Source organism: Pedobacter sp. KBW01 (assembly GCF_003852395.1).
Classification (GTDB): domain Bacteria; phylum Bacteroidota; class Bacteroidia; order Sphingobacteriales; family Sphingobacteriaceae; genus Pedobacter.
In genome coordinates, this window is record NZ_QAJQ01000010.1 from 244,337 (window position 1) to 260,651 (window position 16,315).

At 39.8% G+C, this 16,315-nt stretch carries 16 protein-coding genes and 1 pseudogene; 8 read left to right on the forward strand and 9 right to left on the reverse strand.

All coding sequences use genetic code 11. From position 1 onward, the window contains the following. Positions 1-20 precede the first annotated feature (20 nt). From DBR40_RS11620 to nirB, 4 genes are read right to left on the reverse strand one after another with little or no spacing between them, the layout of a single operon-like run. Entirely contained in the window at positions 21-1,388 is a 1,368-nt protein-coding gene (locus DBR40_RS11620) for an MFS transporter (RefSeq protein ID WP_124559909.1), read from the reverse strand. Positions 1,389-1,424: 36 nt separating this feature from the next. Further along, complete coding sequence (locus tag DBR40_RS11625; RefSeq protein ID WP_233603869.1) at positions 1,425-1,820, reverse strand: hypothetical protein; 396 nt, start codon at positions 1,818-1,820, stop codon at positions 1,425-1,427. 51 nt (positions 1,821-1,871) lie between these two features. Next, positions 1,872-2,222: a nitrite reductase small subunit NirD gene (gene nirD, locus DBR40_RS11630; RefSeq protein WP_124559910.1), complete on the reverse strand. Its 351-nt coding sequence runs from the start codon at positions 2,220-2,222 to the stop codon at positions 1,872-1,874. 43 nt (positions 2,223-2,265) lie between these two features. Beyond that, positions 2,266-4,776 (reverse strand): nitrite reductase large subunit NirB, encoded by a 2,511-nt coding sequence (gene nirB, locus DBR40_RS11635; RefSeq protein ID WP_124559911.1) that lies wholly within the window; start codon positions 4,774-4,776, stop codon positions 2,266-2,268. A gap of 241 nt (positions 4,777-5,017) precedes the next feature. Between nirB and cobA the strand changes: the two genes are divergently transcribed. Next, positions 5,018-5,782, forward strand: a complete 765-nt coding sequence (cobA, locus tag DBR40_RS11640) for a uroporphyrinogen-III C-methyltransferase (RefSeq protein ID WP_124559912.1) — start codon at positions 5,018-5,020, stop codon at positions 5,780-5,782. Positions 5,783-5,883: 101 nt separating this feature from the next. Here the strand turns inward: cobA and DBR40_RS11645 are convergent, their stop codons facing one another. Further along, positions 5,884-7,233 (reverse strand): alpha-L-fucosidase, encoded by a 1,350-nt coding sequence (locus tag DBR40_RS11645; protein WP_124559913.1) that lies wholly within the window; start codon positions 7,231-7,233, stop codon positions 5,884-5,886. A 304-nt stretch (positions 7,234-7,537) separates the two neighbouring features. Here DBR40_RS11645 and DBR40_RS11650 point away from each other — a divergent pair, with 304 nt between their 5' ends. Then, the gene (locus DBR40_RS11650) at positions 7,538-8,362 is read left to right on the forward strand and encodes an ion transporter (RefSeq protein ID WP_124559914.1); all 825 of its coding nucleotides are present in this window, start codon (positions 7,538-7,540) and stop codon (positions 8,360-8,362) included. 44 nt (positions 8,363-8,406) lie between these two features. Here the strand turns inward: DBR40_RS11650 and DBR40_RS11655 are convergent, their stop codons facing one another. After that, the gene (locus DBR40_RS11655; RefSeq protein WP_124559915.1) at positions 8,407-8,631 is read right to left on the reverse strand and encodes a hypothetical protein; all 225 of its coding nucleotides are present in this window, start codon (positions 8,629-8,631) and stop codon (positions 8,407-8,409) included. A 196-nt stretch (positions 8,632-8,827) separates the two neighbouring features. Between DBR40_RS11655 and DBR40_RS11660 the strand changes: the two genes are divergently transcribed. Beyond that, positions 8,828-9,424, forward strand: a complete 597-nt coding sequence (locus tag DBR40_RS11660) for an FMN-dependent NADH-azoreductase (protein WP_124559916.1) — start codon at positions 8,828-8,830, stop codon at positions 9,422-9,424. A gap of 48 nt (positions 9,425-9,472) precedes the next feature. On the opposite strand, the gene DBR40_RS11665 is transcribed toward DBR40_RS11660, so the two are convergent. Then, on the reverse strand, positions 9,473-9,835 hold the full coding sequence (locus DBR40_RS11665; RefSeq protein WP_124559917.1) for a response regulator transcription factor: 363 nt from the start codon (positions 9,833-9,835) through the stop codon (positions 9,473-9,475). 291 nt (positions 9,836-10,126) lie between these two features. Here DBR40_RS11665 and DBR40_RS11670 point away from each other — a divergent pair, with 291 nt between their 5' ends. After that, complete coding sequence (locus DBR40_RS11670) at positions 10,127-10,441, forward strand: hypothetical protein (protein ID WP_124559918.1); 315 nt, start codon at positions 10,127-10,129, stop codon at positions 10,439-10,441. Between the two features lie 124 nt (positions 10,442-10,565). Here DBR40_RS11670 and mnmA read toward each other — a convergent pair whose 3' ends face one another. Next, a complete protein-coding gene (gene mnmA / locus DBR40_RS11675; protein WP_124559919.1) occupies positions 10,566-11,657 on the reverse strand; it encodes a tRNA 2-thiouridine(34) synthase MnmA in 1,092 nt (363 codons plus the stop codon). A 320-nt stretch (positions 11,658-11,977) separates the two neighbouring features. On the opposite strand from mnmA, the gene DBR40_RS11680 reads away from it, so the two are divergent. Next, a complete protein-coding gene (locus DBR40_RS11680; RefSeq protein WP_199748323.1) occupies positions 11,978-14,263 on the forward strand; it encodes a GH92 family glycosyl hydrolase in 2,286 nt (761 codons plus the stop codon). A gap of 124 nt (positions 14,264-14,387) precedes the next feature. Here the strand turns inward: DBR40_RS11680 and DBR40_RS11685 are convergent, their stop codons facing one another. Next, positions 14,388-14,801: an EamA family transporter gene (locus DBR40_RS11685; protein WP_124559920.1), complete on the reverse strand. Its 414-nt coding sequence runs from the start codon at positions 14,799-14,801 to the stop codon at positions 14,388-14,390. 140 nt (positions 14,802-14,941) lie between these two features. On the opposite strand from DBR40_RS11685, the pseudogene DBR40_RS27270 reads away from it, so the two are divergent. The 3 genes and pseudogenes from DBR40_RS27270 to DBR40_RS11700 form a co-directional block, all read left to right on the forward strand. Further along, a pseudogene (locus tag DBR40_RS27270) lies at positions 14,942-15,151 on the forward strand (ArsR/SmtB family transcription factor); the annotation flags it as partial. Between the two features lie 157 nt (positions 15,152-15,308). Next, the gene (locus tag DBR40_RS11695) at positions 15,309-15,875 is read left to right on the forward strand and encodes a DUF6428 family protein (RefSeq protein ID WP_124559921.1); all 567 of its coding nucleotides are present in this window, start codon (positions 15,309-15,311) and stop codon (positions 15,873-15,875) included. 12 nt (positions 15,876-15,887) lie between these two features. Beyond that, complete coding sequence (locus DBR40_RS11700) at positions 15,888-16,307, forward strand: arsenate reductase ArsC (RefSeq protein ID WP_124559922.1); 420 nt, start codon at positions 15,888-15,890, stop codon at positions 16,305-16,307. Positions 16,308-16,315: the final 8 nt, after the last annotated feature.

A 16,315-nucleotide genomic window follows, 5' to 3' on the forward strand; every position in this document is an offset into this window, starting at 1 on the left:
TAGTTTTTCGGATTAAGTCTTTATTTACCGGTGCTTAGTACCAACTCATCCATTTCTACAGTTTTCTGAGCCATAATCGTTCTGAAAATGAATACCACAACGCCGATTGCTAAAATGATGAAGCCCAGTAAGGTAAATGCACTGGTGTAATCAATTAAGTCTTTATGTACGTTTATGCCATTTTCGACTATGTTTTTTGAAGCATGACTGGCTTTAGCCTTAAACATAAAGGCAATTAACATGGCACCGATATTTCCGCCGGCCCCAACAATACCTGCCACACTGCCCACAGCAAGCGGATTGATGAAGGGAACCAGGCTATAGGTTGCTCCGTTGGCCATTTTTAGGCTCAGGCCAAATACGAACATCATGAAAATAGCCATGCTGATATTGCCGGATTTGGCAAACCAGATCAATCCAACACCTTCTACAAGTAATAATATGGCTAACAAGAGGGTTTTGCCGTCAAAGCCCCAGGTTTTACCTATTTTATCGGCTACGATGCCACCAAGTGGGCGGGCAAAAACGTTAATCCAGCCAAAAATACCTGCAACCATGCCTGCTACAGCTATTGTTGCACCAAATGAATCGGTAAAGAAAATCGGCGCAAAATTGTCGACCGTAATTTCTACACCGAAACAAGCTGCATAGGCAATGGTTAAAATCCAGGTACGGTAATCTTTTGCTGCAATCAGGAAAGTGTTTTGGGTGCTTTTGATGTTTTCGTCTTTAATGTTTTTAAAATCTCCCTGCGGACTATCGAGCGTGTAGCGATTATATAAGAAAGCGCAGATTAAAAGCATTACTCCAGGGAAAATCATGGCATAACGCCAGCTATCTTCAGTACTGCAAAAGCCTAAAGCAGTCAACGCAGAGGCAATCAGGGGCATAAACAAATTTGCAGCACCGCCACCTGCATTACCAAAACCACCTGCTGTAGCGTTGGCTGTGCCTTTAATGTTTGGGGCAAACATAATAGAGGTGTGGAACTGTGTAATAACGAATGATGCGCCAATTACGCCAATAGCCAAACGGAAAAGCAAAAAGGAAGTGTAAGACTGACTGGTGCCAATTAACAGCACCGGAATGGCACAAAGTACGAGTAACCAGGTATAAATGAGTTTCGGGCCAAATTTATCAATCAGTCTTCCAATCAGCAAGCGTGCAATAATAGTGGCTGATACTGAGGCAATCTGGATATTACCAACCTGATCTTTGGTTAAATGCAGCTGCTCGCGGGCAATTTTCATCAGTGGAGCCATTCCGAACCAGGCAAAAAAGCAGAAGAAAAAGGTAAGCCAGGTAATGTGGAAGGTTTTCATCTGAACGCCTTTAAGCGAAAATATATTCAGTTTATCTAACGGTTTGGGGCTAAGGTTAGTTGTCATAATGTTCAGTTAAGCGGGGTTGATTTAATGGTTGGATTAAAATTTATAGCCCAGGCCAGCACCCAGGTTCCATTCACCATTTTTTACCGCAGTTTTAGCATTGTAAAAAACGGGTAATTGAATGGCAATGTGACGGAAGGCGGCAGTTAAGCCAAAACCCAGATTAGGGGTAAGTACTGAGTTTTTGGTAGCACCAGTTGCAACTTTATCTTCCTTAATTCTTAAGCTAGGTAACATGCCTAGTAAAACTGTATAAGGCTTTTTGCTGAATTTGATACTTGGACCTGCACAATTTATAAAAGCGCCGTGGTCAACATAGCCTGCAGTTAAAATGCCATCAAATAAAACAGCTTTGGTTTGTGCTTTGGCTTGAAAAAAGAACACAGTGGATACTAAGCAGCTAATAATAGCTACGCGATTTTGAGTTTTCATTTTGGTTTGGTTTAGGTTGAACTTTGGTTTGTTTTCTCTTAATAATACAATTTAAGATTTTGGATTGATTCCAACATAAACAGTTCCATTTTCTACCTTTACCGGGTAGGTTTTTATGGCGCATTCATCGCCACTTAAGCATTCACCGGTGTTTAACGAAAACGTTTTTTTGTGGAAAGGGCAGGCTACCTTAGGTTCGTCGGTAATAGAGCCAATCATTCCACGGCTTAAAGCCATTTGCTTTTTGTGGGGACACTCATTTTGGGTGGCATACCACTCATTTCTTCTGGTAAAATAGAATAACGCAATTTGTTCTTTACCGTGTTTTACACATACCCCGCCATTTTCTACTGCGTCTTCAACACGACATGCGGCTAACCAGTTGTTTGTTGTTTCTGTCATAAGATTAAGTTTAAATTGAAAATTGTTGGTTGATTATATTTGGTTAGACTATTTTCCATTCAGCGGTTCTTTTTTGTCCGCGCATTTCTACAAATTCGATCGAAGGATCTTTCTCTTCAGGTGCATTTACAAAATGAGAGAAACGTTTTCTGATTGCCGGGTTTTCTACTGCCTCTTTCCATTCGCATTTGTACGAGCTGATCAGTTTTTCAATTTCGTGCTCCCATTGTTTGGCCATGCCTAAACTGTCGTTGATCACTACGTTGCGCAGGTAATCGATGCCACCCTCCATTTTATTTAACCAGGTTGCGGTTCTGGTAAGTGGATCGGCTGTGCGGATATAGAACATTAAGAACCTATCGATATACTTGATGCAGGTTTCGCTATCTAAATCGGTGGCAAGCAAGAGTGCGTGCTGCGGTTTACTACCGCCGTTACCACACACGTATAAATTCCAGCCTTTTTCGGTAGCAATAATGCCGAAGTCTTTGCTTTGAGCCTCTGCACATTCTCTGATACAGCCACTTACTGCCGATTTAAATTTATGTGGGGCACGTATACCTCTGTATCTTTCTTCAATGCGGATGGCAAAGCTTACGCTATCGTGCAATCCGAAACGGCACCAGGTGCTGCCCACGCAGCTTTTTACCGTTCTCAATCCTTTTCCATAAGCATGGCCGCTTTCGAAGCCTGCGGCAATCAGTTCTTCCCAGATTACAGGCAAATCGTTCAGGTGTGCACCAAACAAATCGATACGCTGACCGCCGGTGATCTTGGTGTACAAGTTGTATTTTTTAGCTACTTCGCCAATAACGATCAGTTTTTCAGGAGTTATTTCTCCGCCAGGTATGCGTGGTACCACAGAGTAGGAGCCTCCTTTTTGGATGTTAGCCAAAAAGCGGTCATTACTGTCTTGAGCTACATCGTTTCCTTTTTTAAGGATCATTTCGTTCCAAAGACTGGCCAGGATTGATGAAACCAATGGTTTACATATCTCGCAACCATCGTTTTCGCCCAAAGCATTCAATACTTCGTCGTAATTTTTCAGCTCATGGATGTGGATGAGGTCGTAAAGCTCCTGTCTGCTGTAGTTAAAGTGCTCGCAGATCACATTTTTTATGTATTTGCCTTGCGATTTTAAAGTGTAGTTCAATAGATCTTTCACCATTGGCATACAACCGCCGCAACCTGTACCGGCTTTGGTGCATTTTTTTACATCATCTATATTTTCGCATCCACCGCTGGTAACCGAAGCGCAGATATCGCCTTTGCTAACTCCCTCGCAGCTGCAAATTAACGCGCTATCGGGCAAACTGGTAATGCCTGCGCCTGCCGGCTCGCTGCCACCACGTGAACCCAGTATTAATTCTTCAGGGTCTTCGGGTAATGCAATTTTATTGATGGCCGTTTGTAAGAGCATGTTGTAGGCCGATGCATCTCCAATAAGTATACCGCCTAAAAGGTATTGTCCGTCGTTACTTACATTAATCCGTTTATAAACACCTTTGTGTTTGTTTTCGAAAATAATGGTGCGGCAATCAGGTTCGGTAATAAAGTTATCGCCAAAACTGGCTACATCTATACCAATGAGTTTCAGCTTCGTGCTCATGTCGAAGCTGCTGAAGTTTTTATTGCCTGCACACAGGTTGGTGGCTAAAACTTCGGCCATTTCATAGCCAGGTGCTACCAATCCGTAAATCATGTCATCAAACAGGGCGCATTCGCCAATAGCAAATATTGCCGGGTCGCTGGTTTGCATTTTCTCGTCCACAACAATACCACCACGCGGACCTACTTCAATTCCACAGGCTTTTGCCAGTTCATCTCTGGGTTTAATACCTGCCGATATAACCAGCATGTCGGCTTCTAGTATTGTGTCATCAGTAAATTTTAATGCAGTAATCTTGCCCTCACCTTCAATATTAGAGGTGTTTTTGTTTAAGTGGATTTGTAAGCCCAGGTCAGTTAATTTCGATTTTAGCATATCACTACCTGCGGCATCAATTTGTCTGGGCATTAAACGCGGAGCAAATTCGATGATACTGGTTTTATCGATTCCTAAATCTATTAGTGCTTTTGCGGCTTCCAAACCAAGCAAGCCACCACCTATAACTGAGGCTGTTTTTGCTTTTTTTGCGTATGCGCTAATCAGGTCGAGGTCTTCGAGGGTACGGTAAACAAAAACGCCTTCTTTTTCTATGCCTGGGATGTTCGGAACAAAGGCGCCGGAGCCCGTGGCAAAAACCAATATATCATAAATATACTCTAAACCATTGCCAGTATATACCTTTTGTTGTTCGCGATCTATTTTAACTACAGGATTGTTTAGAAAGAGTGTAATGTTTTGTTCCTGGTACCAGTTTTCGGTAGAAAGCGAAAGATCGTCTGCTGTTTTACCATTAAAGTATTCGCTTAGGTGAACACGGTCATATGCCCTGCGGGGTTCTTCTCCAAAAACGATAAGATTAAAGGAAGATGTTTTTGATCTCAGTTTTTCGCAGAACTTGTATCCCACCATTCCATTTCCGATTACGATTATTTGTGGTTCTTTCATAAATCTTAAAGGTATATTGTGATTATGGTATTGTTTTTTAGTTGTTTGGTTTATTTGTTGTGTTTTTTTAGGTTGTTTTGATTTTAAAAACACTTTATTTGTTTGTTTTATGATTTTTAATATTCAAATATAGGTTAAAAATGAGTTAAAACTTATTATTTTGTGATTTTTATCATAAAATATTTAATTTTTTAAGATATTTTCATCACTTTTATCTTTAAATAGTTAAAACATTAAAATTATGAATCAAAAAACAGGAGATTTTGGAGTATTTGTAATGGGTGGAGGTCCTGGTGATCCGGAATTGATCACTATGAAAGCGTTTAATGTGTTAAAAAGAGCAGAAGTTATACTGTATGATAACTTAAGTAATGAAAAATTGCTTGAAATTGCACCGAAAACATGTAAAATGGTTTATGTTGGTAAGCAACCTTATGGAGAATATACACCACAAGAGAAAATAAATGAATTAATTGTAGAAAATGCACATCAATATAAGGTAGTAGTGCGTTTAAAAGGTGGCGATCCCTTTATTTTTGGCCGTGGCTTCGAAGAATTGATTTATGCGGAAGCCCGGGGCATTAAATGTCACTATATTCCAGGTATCAGCAGCATGCAGGGGGCTGGTTTTATTGATGTTCCTTTAACCCATCGCGGCATTAGCGAGAGTGTTTGGATACTAACCGGTACCAAAAAGGATGGAAGTTTAACCGAAGATTTAAAATGTGCAATGAAGAGCTCGGCAACTGTAGTTATTTATATGGGTATGAAAAAGGTTGCCGAAATTTCTAAAGCTTATTGTGATGCAGGTTTAGGTACCATGCCAGCTGCAATTATTCAGCATGCTACACTTCCTAATCAGAAACAGGTGGTATGTTTGGCTAATAACCTGCAGGAAGCAGCTGAAGATGCTGGTTTAACTTATCCTGCTATTATTATTATAGGTAATGTAGTTCAGGCAAAAGCTTATGCTGCTTTGCATCAGTCGGATTTGTTGTCGGCGTAAAATATGATGGATGATGGAAGAGGTGAGATGGATGATCGAGATTGGGTTAAAAAAAAACCCGCAAGGTTTAGCTTGCAGGCCCGATTATTAATATTAATGGGTTAATTTAATATTAGTTCGATTACTGGTATTTCGAAGTTGGGTTTTTTCTTCGGTAATTTTAAAACCAGGGTATTGTCTTTAGATTTTTCGGTGTCAACCTGAAGTTCCGAATTATCATGTAAAAACTGTGCGTATTTTACTTTGTCTTTATAGCCGTCTAAAGCAATGGTGCCGGTATTAGGGTATTCGAACAGGTGAACATATAAACGTTTTGTATCTTTATTGTAAGTAAGTCGGGTCCCTTCGGCTGCTTTAAAAGCTGACGGTGCAAAAGTACAATGGTAAATAGATTTAGAATTGGCATGCATCCAGATACCGAGACTATCTAATGCCGTTTCAGCTCTGTAATCAAATTCACCACGGGCGGTTGGCCCAACGTTTAATAGTAAATTACCGCCATTTGCTACTGATGTAATTAGTAAGTCCAGTAGTTTTCTGTTACTTTTCCAGGTATTTTCATCACGATGGTAGCCCCATGATCCTGAAAAGGTTTGGCAGGTTTCCCATACCTTTCCGCGGTATTTTTCCAGTTCTTTCGGTCCAACCTGTTCAGGTGTTTCAAAATCGGTACCGTCTTCGTAATCATTTAAATCTAAGCGATTATCTACAATAATGCCCGGCTGCAGTTTTCTGATTTGCTTAAGTAATTCAACCGATCCCCAGTCGTCTTTACCTTTGCCATATTTACCAGGATAAGAGAAGTCGGCCCAAAGGATATCAATTTTGCCGTATTTGGTTAGGAGTTCTGTTACCTGATCGTATAGGTATTTACGGTATTTGGCCATATCTCTACCTTTATTTAAGGCTGCATAAGCCTCTTCAGATTCTTTTTCAGGACGTAAAGGGTGAACCCTGTCTACCGTAAAGTCGGGGTGGTGCCAGTCAATAAGCGAATAATAGAAACCAACTTTTATACCTTCTGCGCGGAAAGCATCAACAAATTCTCTTACCAGATCCCTTTTTGCCTGTGTATTGGTGGCTTTATAATCGGTGTATTTACTGTCAAACAGGTTAAAGCCTTCGTGGTGCTTGGTAGTTAAAACAGCATATTTCATGCCGGCAGCCTTGGCTTCCTTTGCCCACTGTTTTGGGTTGAATAAATCGGGATTAAAATTATCAAAATATTTTTGGTAGTTCTCATTGGTAATGTGCTCATAATTTCTCACCCATTCGTGACGTGCAGGTAGCGCATATAAGCCCCAGTGTATAAACATACCAAAGCGGGCATCCGTCCACCATTCCATTCTTTTGGTTTTTTCTTCGGCAGTTTCTTTACCCAGTCTTTTTTGTGCCGAACCGGTTAGAGCCAGATTGAGCAATAGTAAAATAAGTAAAATTGGTTTTTTCATTGTGTGGTTTTTTGGTTAGGATATGAAGAGCTAATTTAATGAGGTACATCTGATCAAAATAATCGGATATGAGCAAATGATTAAGCTAAATTACCATGTATGAATGCGGGTATTGAAATTAGCTTAATTTTTGATTGTAAAACTTTACAGTTCTTAAGCTTGTTTGTTTTAGAAGAGAAGTTTAACCTGAAATATTAGCAAATCGGGTTGCAAAGCTGCGGCAAAACTTAATGGTAAAATTGCTTTAATAATAGGCGGCGAAGTGATTAATGGTTAATTCTGTATCTTAGTCAAAAAAGCTTACATGGTATCAGGTCCTTCGAAAGGTTGGCGTTTTAAATTGCACGAAATTATTTACGAATCGAATACGCCGGCGGGTAAGGCTTTCGATGTAGGGCTTCTGATTGCTATTTTTTCGAGTATTATTGTTGTGATGCTCGATAGTGTGGTGAGTATTCATCAACACTACGGTAAGCTTTTTAATGTGATGGAATGGGGTTTCGCCGCACTTTTCACTGTCGAATACATTTTGCGGCTCATCAGTATCCGTAAGCCACTGAGCTATGTGTTTAGTCCGCTGGGCATTATTGATATGGTTGCTTTACTGCCTTCGTATTTAAGTATATTCTTTGTTGGCGCACAATCTTTGCTGGTATTCAGGGCGCTGCGTTTATTACGGGTTTTTAGGATTTTTAAACTCGGACATTTTTTAACAGAGATTAATTTTTTAACAACTGCTTTAAAAAACAGTATCCGCAAAATCAGTATTTTCTTACTAACGGTTTTAACCATTACAGTTATACTTGGTTCGGTAATGTACCTGGTAGAGCAGCGCGAAAATGGTTTTTCAAATATCCCAGAAAGTATTTATTGGGCCATTGTTACCATTACAACGGTGGGTTATGGCGATATTTCTCCAATTACGCCATTGGGTAAATTCGTGGCCTCGGTTGTTATGTTAATTGGTTATGCTATTATTGCGGTGCCTACCGGCATTATTACGCACGATATAGCCATGGCTGCCAGGCATAAAAAGGAATTACCCGAATCGTGCCCTGGTTGTAGCAGGGAAGGGCATGACAGCGATGCTTTGTTTTGTAAATATTGCGGATCATCGTTGTTTAGATAAGAAAAATGCCAGAGTGGCTATCAATCTGGCATTTTTTTTCTGATTTATAACATTTCGCTATCATCTTTATCGTAAGCATTGGGATCGTTATCGAGTTCTTCAATGTCCGATTCGTTGTAATCATCTGTTGCTTCTTCTTCATCATCCTCGTCCTCATCGTCGGGGCCAGTAATTTGTTCATTCGGTTGCGTGCCTTCGCCACCAGCAAATTGCACTTCATCTTCCGTGTATTCATCATCTTTTGGTTGATTGTTTTCCTGATTTTCCATAGCATTTTCTTTTATAAACAGATTGAGGCTGGATTAAGTTTATAGAAAATTAAAATGTTAAACCATCATGGTTGTAGCTGTTTTTAGCTACTTTGCTGCCGCTACTATACTAAAGGATAGCGCTATCCTTTAGTATAGTAATAACTTTTTGATAGCTCGTGTCTATAATTTTGCCAGATATAAATAAAGGCAAAAAATGAAAATATTACATTTAATATCAAGCCCAAGAGGCGAAGCATCTTTCAGTGTTAAATTAGGGGATGCGATTGTAGAAAAGTTACAGGCTGCAAATCCGGGTAGTACGGTAACTACCCGCAATCTTACCAATACACCCTTTCCGCATTTAGAAGAGGTGCATATCAACTCTTTCTTTACGCCGGCCGAAAACCATACCCCTCAACTGGCCGAAGCGGTTCAGCACTCTAATGAATCAATTGCTGAGCTTAAAGCTGCTGATGTCATTGTAATTGGCGTGCCCATGTACAATTTTGGGATTCACTCTACTTTAAAGGCCTGGATCGATCACATTGCGCGTGCTGGCCAAACATTTAGTTATTCGGAAAATGGTCCTGAGGGATTGGTAAAAGGTAAAAAGGTTTATCTGGCCATTTCATCAGGCGGAGTATATTCTGACGGGCCAATGAAGGCTTACGATTTTACAGAATCGTACCTGAGATCGGTATTGGGCTTTTTAGGAATGGTAGATGTTACCGCTTATAGGGTAGAGGGCTTAAGCATGCCAAACCTGAAAGACGAAGCTTTGGATAAAGCTGTTGCAGCAATAGCTTTATAGTTAATATATTTCAACAGCGGCAGATTTGCCGCTGTTGAAATACTAAATTTAATTCATCAGGTGTTTTTCTATTCTTCCTGCAAAATCGTTCAGGTCGAAAGGTTTATTAATAAAATCTTCCGCTGCGCATTTGGCTTTAACTGTATTTAAGTGGTTATTGGCCGACATCATCATTACCGGAATGTTGTGTGTTTTAATATTTTCTTTTAAAGTATTGCAAATATCCAGTCCGTTGCCATCAGGCAACATCACATCTAAAATCACCATATCAGGCAGGTGATTATTCATTTGTAACCAGAAGTCGCTGGTGTTGGGGCAGGTTTTTACTTCGTAAAGCTCCTCAATCAACAGAAATTCTATAATCTCCCTGATATTTGGATTATCTTCTACAACATAGATGCACTTTTTCATAAGTCCTCCTTTTAAAATAGATAACCGATCTAGTTATCAGATGTTTAAAATAGTTGTACACATTTATCAAGTTATTCACCATTGATAATGCCCTTGTCATGGCTGTATCTAATTTTTACTTTAACTGAAAAAAATGTCAGAATAAATTTTGATACTAATTTTTTTAGTATAGATTTGCTTTTGGAGAAACCGAAAATACGTTAGGCTGATGTTTAAACCCAACGTATGGTGTGTAATTATTTTAAACAAAAAGCTTATGGCTTCGTTTGTTTGCTGATATATTTATTTTTTATGACCGTTACCGTTTTAGCCATATTTGAAACAGATTTCAGACCCGATCTTTCCTTAGGGAAAATTATGAATGAAAGATTAAGGATAGCTGCTGCAGATTTACAGGATATTCACCTGCAATCTTTACATTCAGTGGGGCAGCGAAATGATGATTTAGTAGTTTACGTGAGTTATAACCCCAAATACAAAATCAGGTGGCGCGTAGTAAATGATGTACCCGAAGATGTAGAGCATTTTGTTGCTCAGGTGTGCGGTGATTTAGGATATATTCATTGGAAAACAGCTACCCTAAATGTTTTTAAAGGGAGTGAATAATAGGGTGTTCGTCATCTCGACTGAAGCGCAGCGAAACGGAGAGATCTTTTGTAATTAGATTTAGCTTCGCTGAGCACTCCGTGGTTCTCGGCTGTGTTGCACTTCGCTCGAAATGACGCTCCTCTTAAATTAAAAAACCACCACCCAATAAATCGTTTCCTTCGTAAAACACTGCCGATTGGCCGGGTGCAATAGCCGATACATTGTGATCGAACACTACGCGCATTTTATCTTTTTCCTGCACAATTGTGCTCAGCATCCCTGCATCTTTGTAGCGTATTTTAGTGATGATATCGCTCATCGGTTCTTCAATGCTGGCGTATTTAATCAGGTTAATATTCCTTACCATCGCTTCGCGGCGCTCCAGTTCTTCGGCTTTGCCTAAAACCACCGTATTGCTTTCGGGCAGGATCTGGGTTACAAACATAGGCTCGCCAAAAGCAACACCCAGGCCTTTGCGCTGGCCAATGGTATAAAAAGGGTAGCCCTTGTGCTGGCCCACCACCATGCCATTGCTCAATATGAAATTACCACCCGCAACTCTGTCTTCTAAATCTTCAACTTTATGTTTTAAGAAAGCCCTGTAATCGTTATCCGGAACGAAACAAATTTCGTAACTCTCCGATTTTTTAGCCAACTCTTCCTGACCCATATCTAAAGCCATTTGTCTGATTTCAGATTTTGCGAAGCTTCCAAGAGGAAATTTGGTGCGCGAAAGGTTTTCTTGCGAAACACCCCACAATACGTACGACTGATCTTTATTTTCGTCTTTTCCTTTCGAAATTACATAACGGCCACTATCTTGCTGGCGGATATTAGCATAATGCCCTGTTGCAATAAATTCGCAGTCGAGTTTATTGGCACGTTTTAATAAAGCTTCCCATTTAATGTGCGTGTTGCACAATACGCATGGGTTTGGTGTTCTTCCGGCCAGGTATTCATCTACAAAATTATCGATTACATAATCGCCAAATTCGTCTCTGATATCCAATATATAATGCGGAAAACCATAGTTTACAGCAAGTGTACGGGCATCGTTAATGCTATCTAAAGAGCAGCAACCAGTTTCCTTACTGCTACCGCCAGAGCTAGCATAGTCCCAGGTCTTCATGGTTAATCCAATCACCTCGTAACCTTGCTCATGCAACATTACAGCCGCTACCGAACTATCAACCCCGCCACTCATGGCAACCAGAATTCTACCGTGTTTACTCATTTTAAAAATATAGGATGCAAAAATAAGGTTTATTTAGCTGAAATTGTTTAAAGGAAGTCAGTTACTTGTAAAAAGCTTTGGATTGTAAAATCCGTAAAATAGAATTGTGCGATTGCTAAATTGCCCGATTGTTGAGCATCTCTGGTTAAGCAGTTTGAACAATTAACCGGTTAACCAATAAACCGGGTTTCCCTAAATTTAAACCATATAAAATGTATTTTTTGTTTTACTTAAACGTTTTAGTCTTGTTATTTGCGCATATTTGAAAATAAATTTCTACCTTAGAATTTTAAAGAAAACAAGCTAATCTCAAAACGGATATGATTAAAAAAGTTATGCTGCCCTGTCTTTTGCTTTCAGGCATGGTTGCTTCGGCACAGCAGAATCTGGTGCAGTATGTTAAGCCGATTATTGGTACTTCAAAAATGGGGCATACCTATCCCGGTGCAACTGTTCCTTTTGGTGCAGTACAGTTAAGTCCCGAAACCGATACCTTATCTTACGAAGTAAACGGTAAGTACAATGGTGACGTGTACAAATATTGCGCGGGTTATAAATATGAAGATAAAACCATTACCGGATTTAGCCATACCCATTTTAGCGGGACCGGACATTCTGATCTGGGCGATTTTTTAATCATGCCAACGCAAGGCAAGCTACAGTTAAATCCGGGTATTGCATCAAATCCTAAAGGCGGTTACCGTTCGGCTTTTTCGCATGCAAACGAAGTGGCCGAAGCAGGTTATTACAAAGTGAAGCTGGATGATGATAATATCACTGCAGAACTTACTTCGACCACACGCGTGGGGATGCATCAATATACTTTTCCTAAATCAGATCAATCGCATATTATCTTAGATTTGATGGCCGGGATTTATAATTATGAAGAAAAAACAGTTTGGACCTATGTTCGCGTAGTAAACGATACGCTGATTACCGGCTATCGCCAAACCAATGGCTGGGCCAGAACCAGAACAGTATATTTTGCGATGAGTTTTTCTAAACCTTTTAAAAGCTATGGGCGTAAAAGTTACGATGCCAAACAAGCTTACCGCGGATTCTGGGGTAAATTTAATCAGGAACAGAACTTCCCTGAAATTGCAGGCAAAAAGTTAAAAATGTTCTTCGATTTTGATACGCAGGAAGGAGAGAAGGTGAAAATTAAGTTTGCGCTTTCGCCGGTTAGCCAGGAAAATGCCTTGCAGAACATGCGTGCCGAAATTTCGGGCTGGGATTTTGAAAAAGTTAAAGCACAGGCGCAGGCTACCTGGAACAAGGAGTTGAATAAAGTGCAGGTAACTACCTCTAAGGATAATAAAATTAATTTTTATACTGCTTTATACCACGCTTACATTAACCCTACAACCTACACCGATGTTAACGGCGAATATAAAGGTTTAGATCAGGGGGTACATAAAGCTGATGGTTTTACCAATTACACTACTTTTTCACTTTGGGATACTTACCGGGCATTACATCCGTTTTTTAACATTACGCAGCCTGGCCGCAGTAACGATATGGTGAAATCGATGCTCGCTCATTACGATCAAAGCAGTTTACACATGTTGCCAATCTGGTCGCACTATGCCAACGATAACTGGTGTATGAGTGGTTACCACAGCGTTTCAGTTATTTCAGATGCTATTATTAAAGGTACCTATACAGGCGATGCGAATAAGGCATTGGATGCTTGTATAGCTACAGCGAAGCACCGCGATTACGAAGGGATTGGTTACTATATGGATAAGGGTTACATTCCTGCCGAAAAATCGGGTATCTCTGTTTCTAACAATCTGGAGTATTCTTACGACGACTGGTCAATTGCCCAACTGGCTAAGAAACTGAACCGTATGGATGTTTATGATGAATTTATTAAACGGTCTAACAACTGGAAAAATAACTATGATAGCGCCACAGGCTTTATGCGCCCTAAACTGGCCGATGGTACCTTTAAAAAACAATTCGATCCGAAAGATACCGAAGGACAGGGTTTTATTGAAGGTAACAGCTGGAACTACAGTTTCTTTGTACCACAAGATCCGGCAACGCTGATTGAAATGATGGGTGGCAAAAAGAAATTCGCAATACGCCTGGATACTTTATTTACCATGCATTTACCTGATGAATTTTTTGCACACACCGAAGATATTACACGCGAAGGCATTATTGGTGGTTATGTTCATGGAAATGAGCCTGCGCATCACATTGCTTACCTGTATAACTGGGCCGATCAGCCCTGGAAAACACAGGCTCAGGTACGCCACATTTTAAACATGCAATATAAACCAACTGCCGATGGTTTGGGCGGAAATGATGACTGCGGACAAATGAGCGCCTGGTATATGTTCTCTTCGCTTGGATTTTATCCGGTGGCACCAGGTTCTGATGTGTATTCGTTGGGTAGTCCACTGGTTAGCCATGCGGTAATCAATTTAGAAAATGGCAAAACCTTCACCGTTGAGGCCATTAAACAAAGTGACAAAAATGTGTATGTAGAAAAAGTTTTATTGAACGGCAAAGAAATCAGCAATCATAAAATTAAACATGCGGATATTACCAATGGTGGTAAACTTACTTTCTTTATGAGCGCAAAACCGAAAAAGTAATTACTCATCCCTATATAAATGTAGAACCGTTGGCTATGTATTAGTCAGCGGTTTTTTTTGTTGAAATTTTTAAGGTTTCGAGTATAAGGTTTTAAGGTAGTTTTTATGTTTTTAGGATAAAAAACTATAGCAAAATTACAATGCTTCCGGCAACAATCAGCCCGCCACCAATAAGTGTTTTAGCATCGATGGGTTCTTTTAGAATTAAAAATGCAAGTCCCATGGCAATGGCCACACTGAGTTTATCAATGGGTGCTACTTTAGAAACATCGCCGGTTTCGAGCGCTTTGAAGTAAAAAATCCACGAAAGGCCAGTTGCCAGCCCGGATAATCCTAAAAAGAGGAGGTTGTTTTTGCTCAATGTTTTGAGTTGGGTAATTTCTCCGGTTGCCAGTACAATGCCCCAGGCAATAAACAGAATTAAAACCGTTCTAATGGCCGTTGCAACATTTCCATTAATCCCTTTAAGCCCAACTTTAGCTAAAATGGCTGTTGCAGCAGCAAATAAGGCCGAAAGTATGGCGTAAAATTTCCACATAGATTGATTTTTTTATTAAATTACTAATTTTTATTCACTAAACAGAACGTCCAAATCTATTGTAAGGTTGTATTTGGCCATTATACTGGAAATAAATTTTAATATTCAATCTAACTATCGTAATATTGCGATATATAATTATGGGACTTACTAAAACAGAAATTTTTACCGAAGAACAAAACCAGCTGGCAGCACTGCTTAAGGCGATGGCACATCCTGCCCGTATTGCTATTCTACAGCGTATTCTTAAGTCAAATACCTGCATTTGTGGCGATTTGGTAGAGGAAATTGGTTTAGCACAAGCAACCATTTCGCAGCATTTAAAAGAACTTAAAAATGCAGGTATTATCTAGGGAACCATAGAAGGAGTAAGCATTTGCTATTGTATTGAATCTAAAATGTTGAAGTTCTTACAAAAACAACTTGGCGATTTTTTCTCATCATATCAGGGTGAGCAAAACTGCTGTTAAAATTTTTTATACAAATCAATCGTTAAATTGCAATATTATGATTAATAACATCTCTATTGATTGGAGCAGTTTCAAAACTGAACTTCAACAACATCCAGAATTGGTACTACAATTCCGGTATGCCTCTGATAAATTGGTTAAAGCCAATTATCACATCACCGAAATTAAACAGGCCCCCATTGTGTCGGTTGATTGTGGTGGAGTAATGAACGTATGGACCGAAATTATTGTGCAGCTTTGGGAACCTGAAATGCAGGAAGAAGCTAGGGCCATGCAGGTGAAAAAGGCATTGTCTATCATCGATTTAGTTGAAAGTAAACTGCCGTTAAACCCTAATGTCATTGTTAAAATTGAATTTGGAAATTCTGCTTTTGACACCAGGCAAATGTTTCCTGGTGAATTTAAAATTGATGGCGAAAACCTGATTTTGGACCTAACACCCGATGCAACACAATGTAAAGCCATTGGCAGAGGTGGCAGCTGCGGAACTACAGCAACAGGCGAAGAGTGTTGTGCGCCAGTACAACCTGAAAAAAGAAAAGTTGAGCTGGTAAATTTGGCTGCAAACGAAACCAATTGTAAACTTGGAAGCGGCTGTTGTTAATCACTTAAATTTATGAAAAATGTATTAGTGCTGTGTACAGGTAATAGCTGCAGAAGTCAGCTGGCAGAAGGTTATCTGAAACATTTTGCGCAAACCAAAGCTAAAATTTACAGTGCCGGAATTGAAGTTCATGGTGTTAACCCCAAAGCGGTATTGATTATGGCAGAAGATAGAATTGATATATCCGGTCAAACGTCAAACAATATTAATGAATATGTTGATGTTCCGTTTGATTATGTGATTACGGTTTGCGATCATGAGAAAGAAAGCTGTCCGTATTTTCCAACACAAGCCATCAAGCTGCACCATAATTTTCCCGATCCGGCAAAAGCTATTGGTACGGAAACAGAAATTATGGCTGAATTTAAGAGAACCAGAGATTTGGTAAAGGTTTACATGGAAGATTTTGTTAGCAAAAATTTAAGCGAGTAGCCTGGCAA

Excerpts from the sequence above, each read along its gene's own strand:
- DBR40_RS11620 (WP_124559909.1), bottom strand. The coding sequence starts at position 1,388 with ATGACAACTAACCTTAGCCCCAAACCGTTAGATAAACTGAATATATTT.
- DBR40_RS11625 (WP_233603869.1), bottom strand. The coding sequence starts at position 1,820 with ATGAAAACTCAAAATCGCGTAGCTATTATTAGCTGCTTAGTATCCACT.
- nirD (WP_124559910.1), bottom strand. The coding sequence starts at position 2,222 with ATGACAGAAACAACAAACAACTGGTTAGCCGCATGTCGTGTTGAAGAC.
- nirB (WP_124559911.1), bottom strand. The coding sequence starts at position 4,776 with ATGAAAGAACCACAAATAATCGTAATCGGAAATGGAATGGTGGGATAC.
- cobA (WP_124559912.1), top strand. The coding sequence starts at position 5,018 with ATGAATCAAAAAACAGGAGATTTTGGAGTATTTGTAATGGGTGGAGGT.
- DBR40_RS11645 (WP_124559913.1), bottom strand. The coding sequence starts at position 7,233 with ATGAAAAAACCAATTTTACTTATTTTACTATTGCTCAATCTGGCTCTA.
- DBR40_RS11650 (WP_124559914.1), top strand. The coding sequence starts at position 7,538 with ATGGTATCAGGTCCTTCGAAAGGTTGGCGTTTTAAATTGCACGAAATT.
- DBR40_RS11655 (WP_124559915.1), bottom strand. The coding sequence starts at position 8,631 with ATGGAAAATCAGGAAAACAATCAACCAAAAGATGATGAATACACGGAA.
- DBR40_RS11660 (WP_124559916.1), top strand. The coding sequence starts at position 8,828 with ATGAAAATATTACATTTAATATCAAGCCCAAGAGGCGAAGCATCTTTC.
- DBR40_RS11665 (WP_124559917.1), bottom strand. The coding sequence starts at position 9,835 with ATGAAAAAGTGCATCTATGTTGTAGAAGATAATCCAAATATCAGGGAG.
- DBR40_RS11670 (WP_124559918.1), top strand. The coding sequence starts at position 10,127 with ATGACCGTTACCGTTTTAGCCATATTTGAAACAGATTTCAGACCCGAT.
- mnmA (WP_124559919.1), bottom strand. The coding sequence starts at position 11,657 with ATGAGTAAACACGGTAGAATTCTGGTTGCCATGAGTGGCGGGGTTGAT.
- DBR40_RS11680 (WP_199748323.1), top strand. The coding sequence starts at position 11,978 with ATGATTAAAAAAGTTATGCTGCCCTGTCTTTTGCTTTCAGGCATGGTT.
- DBR40_RS11685 (WP_124559920.1), bottom strand. The coding sequence starts at position 14,801 with ATGTGGAAATTTTACGCCATACTTTCGGCCTTATTTGCTGCTGCAACA.
- DBR40_RS11695 (WP_124559921.1), top strand. The coding sequence starts at position 15,309 with ATGATTAATAACATCTCTATTGATTGGAGCAGTTTCAAAACTGAACTT.
- DBR40_RS11700 (WP_124559922.1), top strand. The coding sequence starts at position 15,888 with ATGAAAAATGTATTAGTGCTGTGTACAGGTAATAGCTGCAGAAGTCAG.